The organism is Mycolicibacterium obuense (assembly GCF_055397605.1).
Genome location: NZ_AP043663.1, coordinates 427394 through 443879 on the forward strand (window position 1 = coordinate 427394; position 16486 = coordinate 443879).

Below are 16486 nucleotides of genomic sequence, written 5' to 3' on the forward strand. Positions count from 1 at the left end.
GCGACGTAGTACTCGGCGCGGCATGTGCGCAGTTTGGCTCCAACGTGGACGCCCGCGTACTCACCTGGGCCGACGCGGCCGATCCGAACCGCTTTGCCAAGGCTTCCGCGCACGTAGCGCAGGCGACTGCCGATGTGCCTGGCGCGAGAACTGCCTGTCGACGCGAACCGGCCTCGACGGTCGCGCTCGTAGGTGCGCCGTCTGGCCATCAGAGTGTCCATTGAGGCCAGAGACGGCCTGGACGTCGAGACGCCGGGTCAAGTCCCGGGACGTGGTGTACGACGTCGTCGTGTGATTCTTCGAGGTGATGGTTCAGGCGGTCAGGGCCGCTGGCACGTCCTCCTGTTCGGTCGGTGAGTTCTGGGCGGCTCGGGATTTGCTCAGGACGTCCAGGCCGAGGTAGCGACGGGACTCGGCCCATTCGTCGTGTTGTTCGGCCAGCACGGCGCCGACGAGGCGGATCAGCGCGTTGCGGTCGGGGAAGATGCCCACGACGTCGGTGCGCCGGCGGATTTCCTTGTTGAGTCGCTCCTGGGGGTTGTTCGACCAGATTTGGCGCCAGATCGCCTTGGGGAACGCGGTGAATGCGAGCAGGTCCGGGCGGGCAGCTTCGAGGTGGTCGGCGACTTTCGGGAGCTTGTCGGACAGCGCGTCGATGATCCGATCATATTGTGCGGCAACCGATTCAGTGTCGGGTTGGTCGAACACCGAGTGCAGCAAGGTACGCACCCACGGCCACGACGACTTCGGGGTCAGCGCCATCAGGTTGGTCGTGTAATGGGTTCGGCAGCGCTGCCAGGCAGCTCCGGGCAGGGTGGCGCCGATCGCGGCCACCAGCCCGGCGTGAGCGTCGGAGGTGACCAGCTTGACCCCGGAGAGGCCGCGAGCGGTCAGCGATCGCCAGAACGTGAGCCAGCCGGCGCCGTCTTCGGCGGTGCTGACGTCGATGCCCAATATTTCGCGGTGGCCCTCGTTGTTGACCCCGACGGCGATCAGCGCGTGCACGTTGACGACGCGGCCGCCTTCGCGGACCTTCAGGACCAGGGCGTCGGCGGCGACGAACGTGTACGGGCCGGCGTCCAGTGGTCGGGTGCGGAACGCCTCGACCGCGGTGTCGAGTTCCTTGGCCATCACCGAGACCTGCGACTTCGACAGGCTGGTGATGCCGAGGGTTTCGACGAGCTTGTCCATTCGCCGGGTGGACACCCCGAGCAGGTAGCAGGTCGCCACGACCGTGGTCAGGGCCCGCTCGGCGCGCTTGCGGCGTTCCAGCAGCCACTCCGGGAAGTAGGAACCCTGCCGCAGCTTGGGGATCGCGAGGTCCATTGTGCCTGTGCGGGTGTCGAATTGGCGGTGCCGGTATCCGTTGCGGGAGTTCGTGCGGTCGGTGCTGCGTTCGCCGTATCCGGCGCCGCACAGGGCGTCGGCTTCGGCGCCCATCAGGGTGTGGATGAACGTGGCGAGCAGCTCGCGCAGGACGTCGGGGTGGGTGGTGGTGAGTCGTTCGGCCAGCACGGTGGGCAGGTCGATATTGTGGGCAGTGGTCATCGCGTGTGTTCCTTCTTTGCTCGAGTGACTTTGGTCGGTCCCTCGAAGAATCACGCGATGACCTTCAATCACTCGGCTACGACACGCCGGTACCGCTGATCAGGTCCGACTCGTACACCACTCTGCTGGACGCAACCAGACGCCGGGGTGATTGGGCGTACCTGAATCGTTAGATCGGCCCGGAAAAGGCGCCGAAGGTCGAAACGTGAAAAGCGCTTCGGACACCAAAACGTGAAAAGCATTCGGACGCCGTAACGTAAAAGCGCTCAGATGGTCGAAACTTGAAAACTTTTTTGAACGTCAAAACGCAAATCATTCTGTCGCCAAAGTTGGAAAAATACTCTGAGCGCAGACGTCCTTAATTTTAATTAAAAAACTAGAAACAAACCTTCTCGAAATCAAGTGAAAACGGGCAGCTCTTGCATCGTATGACCAGTTCAGACGCTATAGGGCCCGATGGATCAGTAATCATCGAGAATGGTCGGTCATTGGTATGGACGTGGGACATATGTGCCCGCTAATATCGGACATTAGCGGGCACCAAGCCCGGTATCGATCGCAGAAAGTGGCCTTCAATAGGCCTCACGCACGGAAGTTAAACCGTATGACAAGAATGGACCGCCGGCCACCACTATCGACTTATACCTGCGAATTGGCCGCCGACTTGCAGCAGTGGCTTGATTCTCAGAACGTCGGCAGACTGCCTACTTTGACCAAGGACGGCGCTCTGAAGTTCCTCAACGACCGCGGCATGCCTGTCAAGCGCAACGCGGTCGTCACGGCCTTCAACGCCAAGGAGCTAGCTTCGGGGATCTATTCCGGGAAGCGCCTCGCGTCGGAGTACGACGTGATGCGATGGGCGGTTTCGCGGTTGGGTGACCGCCACCAAATGTCGTTAGGCGCATGATCACCGAGCCCGCGGACGCTATGCGCGTCGCAAATCTGCCGGATGTCAGCGGTATGTCGAACGTCGAGGCCGCCCTTACCTACGCGAAGGCCGGGGTTTGCGTTGTGCCGGTGCGACCGGGCACCAAAGACCCCGGAAGCTATATCGGCAAGGGCTGGCAGCGCCGAGCAACCTGCGACGTCGACGCGGTGCGCGCATGGTGGCGACGTTGGCCAGATGCTGGGATCGCGATGCACGCCGGTGCCAGCGGATTCCTCGTAGTCGATGTCGATGATCCGGACAAGGTGCCGAAGTGGCTGTGGCCGTTACTGTGCAAGGCGATATTTCGTCCAACCACGCGCGAGCCCACGAGCCGCCGCGGGCACTACATTTTCCGGCTGCGACCAGGCGAGCGATTCGGCAATGGTCTAGGCAAGCTCAGGACCGCCAGAGGTCAAGCATGGGGTGAGGTCCGGTGCTGGGGTGGTGCGCTAATTCTTGGTCCAACCGTTCATCCCAGGGCTGACGAAGGTGGCCGCTACTCGACGGCACCTGGCGGCGTGGCGCCGGAGCTGCCCGACGAAATCGGCGACAAGCTCAACGCCGTTCCAGATCAGGAGATCTTCAGTGTTCTGACGCCTGCTGAACTAGAAGTAGGCGCCAGGGCATTTCTGTCGAAGTATGACGACAGCCGCGATGCGTCGGCCTTGGCTGCGATCCTGAACAATTTCGACCCGGCGCCCGGTGGCCGGCATGGATCCATGTACGACACCCTGTGCTGGGCGATGCGGGAGGCGAAGGCGGGATGCTTTCCAGCGCAGTCGGCGGCGGATCAGCTCAAGTCCGCGTGGGAGAACGCCATTGGCGCGCCGGCACGGAACGGGGATGGTGACGAGTTCAACCGCATGCTTCGTGACGCTATTCACGCAGCTGATGCTGACGGGACGACCGAGCAATTGTGGGCGCGAGCGCATCGCAACCAATGGCCGTCGCCGAGCGCTCCCCTACGGGTCGCAGATGAGATAGTTCGGCGCGCAAATGTACGGCGGCGGCCGGTCGCCTACTGGGGCGAAGAGTGGCTGTGGTGGGAAGGTCCGCAGTGGAGATTCATCGGCCCGACTGAATTCAGACAGTTTCTGTACCAGCAACTCGCACAGGCGATCTACGACAAGAACGGGGAACGAATTCCCTGGAATCCCGACAAATCCAAAATCGACAAGGTCGTAGACGCCCTCAAAGCTGTTGTCGCCCTCCCGCACGGTACAACGGTGCAGAGCTGGCTCGACGGAACTGCGGAACCGGTGATTGCGTGCGCCAACGGTCTTGTGCGGCTGCGGGATCGCACTGTGATGGCACACACCCCATGTTATTTCAACACGTTTGCCCTACCGTTCGACTACAAGCCGCATGCAGCCAAACCGGAACGGTGGGAACGGTTTCTAGCCGAAGTGTTCGATGATGATGCGGAAGCCATCGCGGCGATTCAAGAGTGGTTCGGCTACGTGCTCTCCGGTCGAACCGATCTTCAGAAGATGTTGATGCTCATTGGCCCAACCCGATCCGGCAAAGGCACCATCGACAAAGTGCTCGCAGCGCTCGTAGGAGTCGGAAACCACATCGGACTGTCAGGCCGAGACCTACAGGGTGAGTTCGGCTTATCGAGCCTTTTGGATAAGACACTGGCTGTGTTCTCCGACGAGCGAATGTCGATGAACGGGAAGCGGTTTGTTGAAACGCTGTTGAGGATCACTGGTGAAGATGTGGTCACTGTCGCAGAGAAGTACAAGCCGGCGTGGACGGGCCGACTGGGCACGCGTTTCATGTTCATGAGCAATGAGCCGCCGACACTGCCTGACAGCTCTGGAGCGATCATTGGACGCCTCATCCTGCTCTACATGCCCCGATCATTCCTTGGCTGCGAAGACACGACATTAGTCGACGAGCTGATGAAAGAACTGCCCGGGATCTTCAACTGGAGCCTGAATGGCTTGGAGCGGTTGGTTCGCCATGGTGCATTCACCCCTGTCGCCAGTAGCAACTCATTGCTTGGACTGTTGCACGAAGGCGCCAGTCCCATAACCCAATTCGTGGCCGAGCGATGTGTACTGAGATCAGGGCAAACAGTTGTGAAGGACGACTTGCATCGAGTGTGGAAGGAATGGTGCCAGCAGACCGGACATGACGCTGGGACCAAGGAGAATCTGACAAAGAAGCTCGTAGCTGCGTTCGGCCGCGATGTCATTGACCCACGCGGCCGCCGTGGTGGGCGTGGCGACCAAGTTCGCGTTTACTCCGGGATTGGATTGCGGCACACGGTCAACAGCATCGGTGCGCTCACAGCGCCCAGGCTTCGTGTGGTAGCGGAAGCCGGTGCGATAGATGGCGAGTAGGCAGCGTGTCGCTGGCTGCAACACACACTCTGAGCTGTGCGTAGGCAGCGTAGTCAGCTTCTTATTGTATCCGTCGCAATTGATGGGAGCCGGGTTAAGAGAAGTGGGTTGGCTTTACCGTCGAAGGTTCTCCCGGTGCGATGTAGTCGCCTACGTCGCCTACTGGCGGGTAGAGGTCGACATTCCAATTGCCTACAGGGGGTGCACCTATGAATGACCTATCGAGTGCTGGACCTATCGACCGTTGGGCGCACAGTGCCCACCCGGAGCGACGATGTACCGCGCACAGGAAGAACGGCGACCAGTGCAAGAACGCCGCCCGCCACGGCACCAACGTGTGCGACTTCCACGGAGCCAAGGCGCCACAGGTGAAACGCAAAGCGCGACAACGACTAGAGGAAGCGGCCGATCGGATGGCGTGCGAACTGTTGAAGATGGCGATCGACGCCAACGTTGCTGATTCGGTCAAGCTCGCAGCGATCCGTGACGCACTCGACCGGGCCGGGCTGGCGGCAAAGAATGCAGTTGAAGTAGAAGTGGGACCCCCTAAGCCGTACGAGCAGATACTCAACGGCATCATGGTGCTCGAAGGCGGCTCTCGCGAAGCCTTTCGCCGATCGCGGGCGATGCTAGAAAGCAGCCCAAGTACCGAAGTGGTCGAAGAATTACCTCACGACATCGAATCGCCAATGGACGCAGAGATCTCAGAGACTTCGCCCGACAGCACCGTTTACCCGATCAAGCGGCGCACCATCCGACGCCCGTCGACATAACAAGCCGAAACGAGGGATCTGAATGGAAGAACGAGTCTGCCCTTCGCCTTCCGGTTCGGCTCGAAAGCGAGCCGCGCGGCGCGGCACATATCCATCTTCAAGGGCTAGCAGCGCTCACCCGGAAACTCAGACGGGCAGCGACTAACTTGATGAGTGCTGACGGACAACGGGTGAACCATCAGCCATGATTTCAATCCTGTAATCAGCGAACAGGGCTGGCGCATCACCACGTATGTGTTCGAGCAGTCGCGCAGACACTACTCGCATTTCCTCGTCGCCTTCTATGGCGCCACGTTCAGCGAGGAAATGGCGGAGTGCGCGCGCGTTCGCAGAGACCACGATCTTTGTCTCGGTAGCGGCCGGTAGGAGGCTCCGTGCGGCCGATCTACGCGCGCGCAGGGATTCTCGTTCACTGAGCTTCTCGGGTGCTATCGCATCTGCGCGTTCTTCAGCGATCAAAGCCATATATGCCTCGTGGGCCCGCAAGATCGCATGACGCCACTCGGTCTGCCGCTCAGGGTTACGAGCGATCCATGACGGCTCGATAAATCGAGCCCGCTCTTCCGTGTGATACTGCTGGCTCAACTGGCTGTAGGAAAATCCAACACGGTGTCTGACTAGCTGGTGCGTAAACGCCCGGGAGACACCGGTGAGGACCAGAGTCCAGGAGGCATGTTCGAGGACGCTCTCGTGTCCCCGGTTGATGAGATTTGTGATGTACTCGGCGTTCGTCCTGGGCGACTGTCGGTCACCGAAGGAGAGATAACATACCCGGCCGGCTAGTTCGACTAGGTTGTCCGCGTCGGTTACACCCGTACCTCTGCGCCACACTGCCTCTTGTTTTTCGAAGGCCTCAACTGAAGTCCAGTCGATGTTTGGTCTTGCCACCGTAAAGACGGTTGGCGCCATCAAACCACTTAAGAATCGTTCTTCGTCATCTAGTTCCACTTGGTGCTCCAGGCGCTGGCGGCGGACTTGAGGTGCTGACCTGCTGCTCGAGTTGGTCGAGCCGTTTCTGGATCTCTTCTTGATTTTTCCGGTCCTCGAGGACCGAAACGCGTCGTTGGAGGTCGGCGTTCTGGCTCAACAAGTTACTCACGATCGGGGCGATGATGGTGCCGGCTCCGACCACCAAGGCAAGCGCCAGAGGAACCCAGATCGCCAGTCGTCGTGTCTTGGACTCTGCATCGTCGGTGATGGCCTTGACCCGACGGTCAACGTCAAGCATATCCGGGGCCAAGCGGTCCATCCTTCCCCGAGTGACCGGCTCTGGCATCGGGGTTGGGCCTGACGATGTGCGCCGCTCCTCGTAGTCCTTGTCGGGCCTGCGATCGAGCCTGAAAAATAGAATGGTGACGATGCGTGCTCCAGGGCGCAATTCGAAGGGTTGCCGGCCCATGTTGATGACAGTAAAAGTCAGTCGACCCTTGAAGCCCGGGTCCACGTGGCCTGGGTTCGTCATCAAGATGCCGTTATTGGAGATTGTCGTGGGAGGAAACCCGATCGCCCCGTGAGTGGGCGGAATCGACAGCTCCTCTAGCGTCGTTACTACGACCGTGTGTCCGGGGCTCAAGGAGAATGCCTCTGTTTGAGGGGTCTCAACGGCTCCAAGTTCGCCGGGCTTCGCACCGGGTACGTGGATCTCTCCGATCGATAGGTCTAACGACGCCGGCTGGATAGGTGATCGAGCGCCGTCAACATCAGTCGGTAACGGTTTCGCCATCAAGGTCGGATACAAAATTTTCAAGTCAGCATCGTTCAGCATCGAGCTCCCTATATCCGGTGGTTCGACAGACTTCAATTTTGCGCTTGCAGTGTGCTGTTCGGTTGGCAGGCGCGAACTCTCCAGCGTGTCGGTGGGACGTTCGGTACGGGGTGGAGTAGGACTGCCGGTGCGAGTGCGTAGGTGTTGGTCGCCGTCTACGGCAGAGTCGCTTTCCAGCAGGGCTACGACCGACTCGGCCAGCTTAAACGGGTCGATGGGATGCTGAACGACAGCTTCGGCCCCAGACCACTGCGCCAACCACAAGTCGTCGGGGCGACCAATGAGTAGCACGATGGTTGGACACTTGGTGGATTCGTCCCTGAGTTGCTTAGCAATGCCCATGCCGCCACTTGGCCTGGCTTCTCCGTCAAGGATCGCAATGTCAACGTTGCCCGATGCAACTTGCTTAAAGACAACGGGTGCTGTCGCGACGTCAACGTAGCTGCAATTAGGAAGTTCTGGCCGAATGCGGTTGCCAAGCGCGAGTCGAACCTGCTCGCGCACGCGGGCGCGGTCGCTGTAGACCAGGATCCGAAGCGGACCGGTCGACTTGTCCACGAGCCGATGCTACGACCAAATCACATTCGTGCGGCGAGCTGGAGTGGCCGTCCTGCTTGTGGGCTGGGCGCAGCCCCGGGCTGTATTGGATGTCACAGATAATTGGGTAGATCCGCTAAAGACACCGACTAGCTGGCAAGGCTAACCCTCATCCGAAAGGCGAATACTGTGCGATTGTCGGGCATGTCTCATAAACGATGGGTTGCTGCGACTGAGACCTCCAGCAACTTCTTGCTCGACCACCTGCACCTACACCGCTCGCTGGCGTCTAGAAAACCCGTCTCATAAGTTCTATTCTCATAACCGCTCGGCGGACGAATTTATGGGACAGGAGAAGCAGTGGCAACCATCGGTTATGCGAGGGTCTCGACCGCCGATCAGAACTTGGCGCTTCAACTCGACGCGTTCCGCGAAGCTGGCGTGGAGAAGGTGTTTCGGGATCAGGGAGTCGGCGGCGCGACGGTGGAGAGGAAGGGCCTTAACGCCTGTCTGGAACACCTCCGTGAAGGCGACACTCTGGTCGTCTGGAAGTTGGACAGAATCGCCCGCTCGACTCGGCATCTGCTTGACCTGGTCGATGCTCTCACGGAACGCGGTGTGAAATTCCGCAGCCTCACCGAGGGGCTGACTACTGACGGGCCGATGGGCATCGCCATCATGACCGTCATGGCGGCCTTCGCTCAACTTGAACGCGACACCATGATCGAACGCACGCGCGCAGGACTGGCTGCTGCAGCAGCCAACGGTCGTAGGGGCGGGCGGCCCCGCAAGGTCGACGATGCTGACGCCGCGAAGGCGCGGAGCCTGCGTGACAAGGGCGTCTCGGCGACCGACATCGCGAAGATGTTGGGCGTCTCTCGCGCCACCGTGTACCGGTACCTTTCCGACGGCGCAGTGGTCGAAGAACCGAGGTTGCGGTGATAACCGGACGCAGACCGCACACTGCCTCCCGGCCATTCTCGACGCCCCACGCCTCCTGCCCGACCTCGCCCAGATCGGGCTGGCGGTCAACAAGATCACACGCAGTCACGTCGAAGGTGCCGGAAACAATGGGGGGGATCAGGGCGAAGCTCACCGACCCGGTCGTCCGCTCAGCTCGTTGCTCCGCTTCCGGGTGGACAGCTTGTGCCACCGCAGCAGGGTCGTCTGGCGCCTCGACAATGGTCAGCGGCAGGACACTTCGGCCGTCTGGCCTGAACCTCCCTCCGGTGTCTGCGGTTCGCGGTAACTTTCCCCTGCCTCAAGCTGACTAGGAGGACGTCTAGAACATGGCGCAAACGGACGCAATCGCAACCTCCGCCGGGAGTAATGGCTCGCCGCTTAGGTCTTATCACCCCATCCGGCGGCGGTTTGTCGATCATCCCGAGGGACGTTTGAAGTGACGGAGGAAGAAGCCCGTGTGATCGCGTTGTCGATGATCCCCACCGCGAGCAAGCCGCTGAACCTCAGCGAGTTGGAGCAATATCTCGCGGCGGCGGCGGACCTGCTGCGCGGGTCAATCGACCAGGCGGATTTCAAGGCGTACATCTTCCCCCTGATGTTCTTCAAGCGAATCAGCGACGTGTACCTGGAGGAGTACGGTCACGCGCTGGCCGACTCTGGCGGTGACCATGAGTTCGCCGCGTTCGCCGAGAACCACCGCTTCACAATCCCCGAGGGCTGCCTGTGGCAAGACGTGCGGGAGCGTACCGAAAACATCGGGCAAGCGTTGGTCACCGCGTTCCGGGAGATCGAGAAAGCCAACCCCGACACCCTGTACGGCATCTTCGGCAACGCGCCGTGGACCAACAAAGACAAGCTCTCCGACGCCAAGCTGGCTGACGTCATCGAGCACTTCTCCACTAAGCCGCTCACCAACGCGGCGGTTCCGCCCGACGTGTTCGGACAGGCGTACGAGTACCTCATCAAGCGGTTCGCCGACCAGTCCAACAAGAAAGCCGGTGAGTACTACACCCCGCGCTCGGTGGTCAGAATGATGGTGAACATCCTCGACCCCCAGGAGAGTGAAACTGTCTACGACCCCGCATGCGGGACCGGCGGCATGCTCATCGAGGTGATTGAACACGTCAAAGCCGAAGGCGGACAGTCACGAACCCTGTGGGGAAAGTTGTTCGGGCAGGAGAAGGTTCTGGCCACCTCGGGTATCGCCCGGATGAACCTCCTGCTGCACGGCATCGAGGACTATCGCGTCGTACGCGAGGACACTCTCCGCAGCCCGGCTTACTTCGATGGACCACACCTGGCTCAGTTCGACTGTGTAATCGCCAATCCGCCTTTCTCCCTGAAGAACTGGGGACACGAGCAATGGGCCACTGACAAATGGGGGCGCAACCAACTCGGAGGAGTGCCGCCTACCGGATACGCGGACTGGGCGTGGGTGCAGCATATGCTGACGTCGGCCACGCCGGGCAAGGGACGTGTCGCCGTAGTGCTGCCGCAGGGTGCCTTGTTCCGGCAGGGGGTTGAGGGTCGTATCCGTGAGCACTTCCTCAACGCCGATTACATCGAAGCGGTGATCGGTCTTGCCCCAAACCTTTTCTACGGCACGGGTCTTGCCGCTTGCATCCTGGTCCTGCGGGGCAGCAAGTCCGCCGCCCGCAGCAAGCAGGTGCTGTTGGTCAATGCCGAGCACCTGTTCAAGCGTGGACGCAATCAGAACACACTGGAACCCGAGCACGCCGACGCGATCCTGAAGGCCTACCGGGCGTTCATCGAGTCACCGGGGCTGTCACACGTCGCCACCCTCGACGAGATCAAAGCCAACGGCTACAACCTCAACATCCCGCTCTACGTCGAATCTGTCGACACCGGTTCAGAGGTCACCCTTGACGAGGCACTTGCTGAGCTGCAAGCCGCACACGCAGCCGCCGGCGAGTCGCGGGCGGCGCTTGAGAAGGAGCTTGCGAAGTGGGGGCTGAGCGAATGAGCAAGCGCATCAAGCAGAACGAGTTGGAGAACTACCTGTGGGGCGCGGCGGTACTGCTACGCGGGCTGATCGACGCTGGAGACTACAAGCAGTTCATCTTCCCACTGGTCTTCCTCAAGCGGCTGTCGGACGTGTACGACGAGGAGCACGCTGCCGCCCTGCAGGAGTACGGCGACGAGGAATTGGCTGATCTGCCGGAGAACCACCGCTTCGCCATCCCCGCGGGCGCGCACTGGGACGACATCCGGACGGTCACGACGAACGTCGGTGCGGCGATCCACAAGGCCATGCGGGCTATCGAGTCCGCCAATCCGGACACCCTCGTTGGCGTGTTCGGCGACGGTGACTGGGGCAACAAGAATCTGCTTCCCGACGCCACTCTGAGCGACCTCATCGAGCACTTCTCGTCCAAGACGCTGTCTGTGGAGAACCTGCCCGAGGACGAACTGGGGCAGGGCTACGAGTACCTAATCAAGAAATTCGCCGACGACTCCGGCCACACCGCGCAGGAGTTCTACACCAACCGCACGCTCGTTCACCTGATGACGATGATGCTGCAACCCCAACCCGGCGAATCGATCTATGACCCGACCTGCGGTACCGGCGGCATGCTCATCTCCGCAGTGGCCGAGCTGCGCCGACAGGGCAAAGAGTGGCGCAACCTCAAGCTGTACGGGCAGGAACTCAACTACGGCACCTCCGCAATCGCCCGGATGAACCTCTTTCTGCACGGCATCGGCGATGCCCATATCGCCCACGGCGATACCCTCGCGGCACCGGCCTTCCACGACCGCCACGGTCGACTCATGACCTTCGACGTGGTGCTCGCCAATCCGCCTTACAGCATCAAAGCGTGGAACCGTGCCGCATTCTCCAAAGACCCCTACGGGCGCAACATGTGGGGTGTGCCGCCGCAGGGGCGCGCCGACTACGCCTTCTTCCAACACATAGCTAAGAGCCTGGACTCCAGGACGGGTCGGGCCGCAATCCTCTTCCCTCACGGTGTGCTGTTCCGCCGCGAGGAAGCTGCGGTGCGTGAGGCACTGGTGAAGTCCGATCTGCTGGAGTGCGTGCTCGGGTTGGGTGCCGGACTGTTCTACAACAGCCCCATGGAAGCAGTCGTGGTCACCCTCCGGGCCAAGAAGCCGCCTGAGCAGAAGGGGAAGGTGCTGTTCATCAACGCTCTCAATGAGGTGGCCCGTGAGCAGGCACAGTCCTTCCTCCGGGATAACCACCAGAAGCGAATCCTCGCCACATATCAAGGCTTCTCTGACGAACTGGGCTTCTCCACCGTTGCGACGTTGAAGCAGATCGCCGACAAGGGGCACAGTTTGGCGATCCCGCTGTACGTCGTCGCCGGCAACGCAACTGACCCCGAGGATGAGATCTGTATCCAGGATGCGGTCGCCCAATGGCGGACCGCAGCAGCCGCTGCAGACGAAGCAGTCGCCCAGGTGATTTCACTTCTTGGCCAGGAGGCGTCACGGTGAGTTTGAGCCTCGATAGGACCGCGTGGAAGCGGGTTGCATTCGGCGATGTTGTGGCGAATCTCAACGTCACGGTGAAGGACCCCGCACCGGCGGGCATCAGTCGCATTATCGCTATGGAGCACCTCGATCCTGGCGAACTGAAGATCAGTCGTTGGGGCGATCTGGAGGAGGGTACTTCGTTCACCCGCCTCGTCCGTCCGGGACAGACCCTGTTCGGCAAACGCCGTGCATACCAGCGCAAAGCCGCTTACGCCGAATTCGATGCCATCTGCTCAGGAGACATCCTCGTATTTGAGGCAGACCCCCAGAAGGTGCTTCCTGAATTCCTACCATTCCTAGTGCAAAGCGACGGATTCTACGACCATGCGCTAGGAACCTCGGCGGGGTCGCTGTCACCACGAACGAACTGGCGTGACCTCGCGGACTACGAGTTCGACCTTCCGCCCCTCGATGAGCAACGACGACTTGTGAAGTTGCTGTCAAAGGCCGAAGCCGCCAAGGACCGGCTACGCGAACTAGAGGCAGCTATTTCACGCTTGAAGTCCATGCAACTGGGTCAATTTCTTGAAGCGAGCAGTCGTAAGAAAAAGTGGCCAACGACGGCGGTTCAAGAGCTTCTCACAAGCGGTCCAACGAATGGAAGATCGGCTCCAGCCAACGATCAGGGGCTGGGCACCCCCACACTCAGCATCAGTGCCGTTCGCCGCGGCCGGGTCGTTGGAGGCGACTCAATAAAGTTCGTCGAGTTCGGCGACGTGGACGTCGATCCTTTTGTACTCCAAGCAAAGGACTTCCTGGTGGTCAGGGGCAATGGAAACAAGAATCTGGTCGGGTTGGGTGGTCTCGTATCCGGAGGGCTACCGGAGGGGTGCGTCTACCCCGATCTCTTAATTCGGCTTCGTTGGGATGAAGAGAAAATCCTATCCAATTTTGCCGCTGAACAGTGGAACGCTGCAGCGTCGCATCATAAACTTTTACAAAAGGCCAAGTCTACCAATGGTATTTGGAAGATCAACGGCAAAGACGTCAGAAGCCACGCCTTAGTGGTGCCTTCTCTGCGCGAGCAAGCTGCGATCCTAGGGAAGCTGGGGGTTTGTGACGAAGCGAGCTCGAAGGTGCTTCGGGAGATTGCAGAATTGAGCAAGACCAAGAGCGCGATCAGTGCGGAAGTGTTCGGGTGCGCCTCATGAAGTTCAACGAAGCCAACAGTGTCCGTGACTTCGTCCGCGATCTCGTTTCCTCCGACGACGTTCAATTCGTCCCCGGCGGCCAACTTCCGCGCAACACCAGCCAGGTGATATTGGAACAACAGGCGACTGATGCGCTGATCCGCCTCAATCCGGAGATCGAAGCTCAGCCGAACCGAGCGGAGGAGGTGCTGCACCAGTTGCGGGCGATCATCCTGTCCGCGCGGCACGCCGCCAACCCGGTCGTTCCCAACGAGGAGTTCATGGCGTGGTTGACGGGGCAGAAGTCGATGCCTTTCGGGGTCGACGGTTCCCACACCACCGTCCGGCTCATCGAGTTCGATGACCCGGACCCGTCGGCGAACCAGTGGATGGTCTCAACCGAGGTTACGTTCGCTCAGGGGCGGGTTGAGCGCCGGTTCGATCTGGTGTTGTGGTGCAACGGGTTCCCGGTCGCGGTGGGCGAGGCGAAGTCTCCATTCCGGCCGGCCTATACGTGGATCGACGCGGCTGCACAGATCAACGAGGACTACGAGAAGAACGTCCCGATGTTCTTCGTTCCTAACGTGCTCAACTTCGCAACTGAGGGAAAAGACTTCCGATACGGCAGTGTCGGGATGCCGGTGGACCTGTGGGGTCCGTGGCGGGATGAGGACACTCCTGATGACGCGCCGGTGAAGGTCGGGTTGGAGGCGGTGAAGGACGGTGTCGATGGCGTCCTGAATCCTGCTGCGGTGCTGGACTTTCTGCGGTTCTTCACGGTGTTCGCCACCGACAAGAAGTACCGGAAGATCAAGATCATCGCCCGGTTCCAGCAGTTCCAGGCGACGAACCTGATCGTGGACCGGGTGCTGCTGGGGCGCATCAAGCAGGGGCTGATCTGGCACTTCCAGGGGTCGGGCAAGTCGCTGCTGATGGTATTCACCGCGCTAAAGCTGCGAGCGATGGCGGCGTTGACCAATCCGACCATTCTTATCGTGGTGGACCGCATCGACCTGGACACTCAGATCACCGGGACATTCAACGCCTCCGATGTTCCGGGTCTGGTGTCCGCTGAGAGCCGAGTGCAGTTGCAGGACATGCTGTCTCAGGGCGCTCGTAAGGTCATCATCACGACGATCCACAAGTTCGGCGAGGCGTCGGGTGTGCTGGATTCCCGCGACAACATCATCGTGATGGTCGACGAAGCCCATCGATCCCAGGAGGGCGATTACGGACGCAAGATGCGTGAAGCCCTGCCCAACGCATTCCTGTTCGGCCTGACCGGTACGCCCATCAACCGCCGCGACCGCAACACCTTCATGTGGTTCGGCTCCAAAGATGACGAAGGCGGCTACCTGAGTCGGTACTCGATGGCCGACTCGATCCGCGACGGCGCGACGCTGCCGCTGCACTTTGAGCCGCGCCTGTCCGAGATTCACATCGATGAGGAGGCGATCAACGCCGCGTTCGAGGAATTGGCGGAGCGTAACCAGCTCAGCGAGGCCGACAAGACCCTGCTATCGAAGAAAGCGGCGTCCATCGAAGCACTCATCAAGGCACCGGAGCGGATTCGCAAAGTCTCCGCAGACATCGCCGAGCACTTCACGACGAAGGTCGAGCCAGAAGGGTTCAAGGCACAGGTTGTCGTCTACGACAAGCCAACGTGCGCCGCATACAAAGCGGAATTGGACAAATATCTCGACCCCGCCGCCTCCACGGTGGTGATGAGCAAGAGCCGCACCGACCCGCCGGCGTGGGCGCCATGGACCCCGGATGGCGACGAGTTGGAGCGCATCCTGGCCCGGTTCAACGATCCCGCCGACCCGTTGAAGATCATCATCGTCACGGCCAAGCTTCTGACGGGGTTCGACGCCCCGATTTTGTACGCGCAGTATCTCGACAAGCCCCTCAAAGAGCACACGCTGTTGCAGGCGATCACCCGTACCAACCGGCTGTATCCGCCGAACAAGACCCACGGGCTCGTTGTGGACTACCTCGGCGTGTTCGACGACGTCGCGAAGGCGTTCAAGTTCGACGAGAAGAGTGTCGAGCAGCTCATCACCAACATCGAGGAGTTGAAGAGCCAACTCGCGCCGGCGATTGCGGCGGCACTGTCGTTCTTCCCTGGTGTGGACCGCACCGTCGGCGGCTATGAAGGGTTGATCCAGGCGCAGGCGGCTATCGCCGAGGATGCCGCCAAGGACGCCTTCGGGCTGGCGTACAGCGTGGTATCGCAGTTGTGGGAAACCATCAGTCCGTCGCCGACGCTGACCGAGTACGAGCAGGACTACCGCTGGTTGACTGACGTGTACGAGTCGGTGCGTCCTGCCGATGTGACGGGCCGGTTGGTGTGGCACTCGTTGGGGTCCAAGACGGTGGACTTGATCAACGAACACGTCGTAGTCGAGGTACCGCGCACCGACCTGGAGACCATCGTCCTGGACGCCCAGCTCATCGAGGACATCGTGAGCGGTAAGAACAAGAACGTTCGGGTTGAGGAGATCGAAAAGCAGATCACCGCCCGCATCGCCCGCCACCTAAACAACCCCACGTTCGTCGAACTGGGAAAGCGACTCAACGAGCTACGGAAGAAGTACGAGGGCGTCCAGCAGTCAAGCCTGGACTTTCTACGCGAGCTGCTCCAACTCGCCCGTGACACCGTCGCCGCCGAGAAAAAAATTAACGAGGTGCCGCGCGAAGAGCGGGGCAAAGCGGCTCTCAGTGAGCTGTTCAACTCGCTGAAGAGCGACGGAACCCCTGTGATCGTAGAGAACATAGTCGACCGCATAGACGAAGTCGTGAAAGCTGTTCGATTCGACGGATGGCAAGCCACGATCCGAGGCGACCAGATCGTTCGACAGACCCTCCGGAAGACTCTCTACATCCAGTTCAAGATTCGCGACAACGACGTGTACGAGAAGGCTGTCGCCTATGTCCGCGAGTATTACTGAGCGCAGCGCTTAGTCGGGTCATCCCGCAGT

Annotated in this window: 11 protein-coding genes and 1 pseudogene; 8 read left to right on the plus strand and 4 right to left on the minus strand. The window is 60.5% G+C overall.

Going from position 1 to position 16486, the window contains the following annotated elements:
• Positions 1-312 precede the first annotated feature (312 nt).
• Positions 313-1548, minus strand: a complete 1236-nt coding sequence (locus ACZ50N_RS02040; RefSeq protein ID WP_464473616.1) for an IS256 family transposase — start codon at positions 1546-1548, stop codon at positions 313-315.
• Positions 1549-2257: 709 nt separating this feature from the next.
• Between ACZ50N_RS02040 and ACZ50N_RS02045 the strand changes: the two genes are divergently transcribed.
• The 3 genes from ACZ50N_RS02045 (at position 2258) to ACZ50N_RS02055 (ending at position 5597) form a co-directional block, all read left to right on the plus strand.
• Entirely contained in the window at positions 2258-2455 is a 198-nt protein-coding gene (locus ACZ50N_RS02045; RefSeq protein WP_464474499.1) for a hypothetical protein, read from the plus strand.
• Entirely contained in the window at positions 2452-4824 is a 2373-nt protein-coding gene (locus ACZ50N_RS02050; RefSeq protein WP_464474500.1) for a phage/plasmid primase, P4 family, read from the plus strand. The genes ACZ50N_RS02045 and ACZ50N_RS02050 overlap by 4 nt, the downstream gene beginning before the upstream one ends.
• Before the next feature lie 209 nt (positions 4825-5033).
• Positions 5034-5597, plus strand: coding sequence for a hypothetical protein (locus tag ACZ50N_RS02055; RefSeq protein ID WP_464474501.1), 564 nt, complete (start codon positions 5034-5036; stop codon positions 5595-5597).
• A gap of 141 nt (positions 5598-5738) precedes the next feature.
• Here the strand turns inward: ACZ50N_RS02055 and thyX are convergent, their stop codons facing one another.
• The 3 genes and pseudogenes from thyX to ACZ50N_RS02070 all read right to left on the minus strand — a co-directional run.
• Positions 5739-6545, minus strand: a complete 807-nt coding sequence (gene thyX, locus ACZ50N_RS02060; RefSeq protein ID WP_464474502.1) for an FAD-dependent thymidylate synthase — start codon at positions 6543-6545, stop codon at positions 5739-5741.
• Positions 6532-7362 carry a dCTP deaminase domain-containing protein gene (locus ACZ50N_RS02065; protein ID WP_464475746.1) on the minus strand — a complete coding sequence of 277 codons (831 nt, stop codon included), beginning with the start codon at positions 7360-7362 and terminating at the stop codon, positions 6532-6534. Before ACZ50N_RS02065 ends, thyX begins: the two co-directional genes overlap by 14 nt.
• Positions 7363-7530: 168 nt before the next feature.
• Positions 7531-7920, minus strand: a pseudogene (locus tag ACZ50N_RS02070) (hypothetical protein); the annotation flags it as partial.
• Positions 7921-8259: 339 nt separating this feature from the next.
• Here ACZ50N_RS02070 and ACZ50N_RS02075 point away from each other — a divergent pair.
• The 5 genes from ACZ50N_RS02075 to ACZ50N_RS02095 all read left to right on the plus strand — a co-directional run bounded on the left by ACZ50N_RS02075 (position 8260) and on the right by ACZ50N_RS02095 (position 16456).
• Positions 8260-8841 (plus strand): recombinase family protein, encoded by a 582-nt coding sequence (locus tag ACZ50N_RS02075; RefSeq protein ID WP_464474503.1) that lies wholly within the window; start codon positions 8260-8262, stop codon positions 8839-8841.
• A gap of 457 nt (positions 8842-9298) precedes the next feature.
• Positions 9299-10846: a type I restriction-modification system subunit M gene (locus tag ACZ50N_RS02080; RefSeq protein ID WP_464474504.1), complete on the plus strand. Its 1548-nt coding sequence runs from the start codon at positions 9299-9301 to the stop codon at positions 10844-10846.
• A 23-nt stretch (positions 10847-10869) separates the two neighbouring features.
• Positions 10870-12336: a type I restriction-modification system subunit M gene (locus ACZ50N_RS02085; RefSeq protein ID WP_464474505.1), complete on the plus strand. Its 1467-nt coding sequence runs from the start codon at positions 10870-10872 to the stop codon at positions 12334-12336.
• Positions 12333-13526 carry a restriction endonuclease subunit S gene (locus tag ACZ50N_RS02090; RefSeq protein WP_464474506.1) on the plus strand — a complete coding sequence of 398 codons (1194 nt, stop codon included), beginning with the start codon at positions 12333-12335 and terminating at the stop codon, positions 13524-13526. The genes ACZ50N_RS02085 and ACZ50N_RS02090 overlap by 4 nt, the downstream gene beginning before the upstream one ends.
• Positions 13523-16456, plus strand: a complete 2934-nt coding sequence (locus ACZ50N_RS02095; protein ID WP_464474507.1) for a type I restriction endonuclease subunit R — start codon at positions 13523-13525, stop codon at positions 16454-16456. Before ACZ50N_RS02090 ends, ACZ50N_RS02095 begins: the two co-directional genes overlap by 4 nt.
• Positions 16457-16486: the final 30 nt, after the last annotated feature.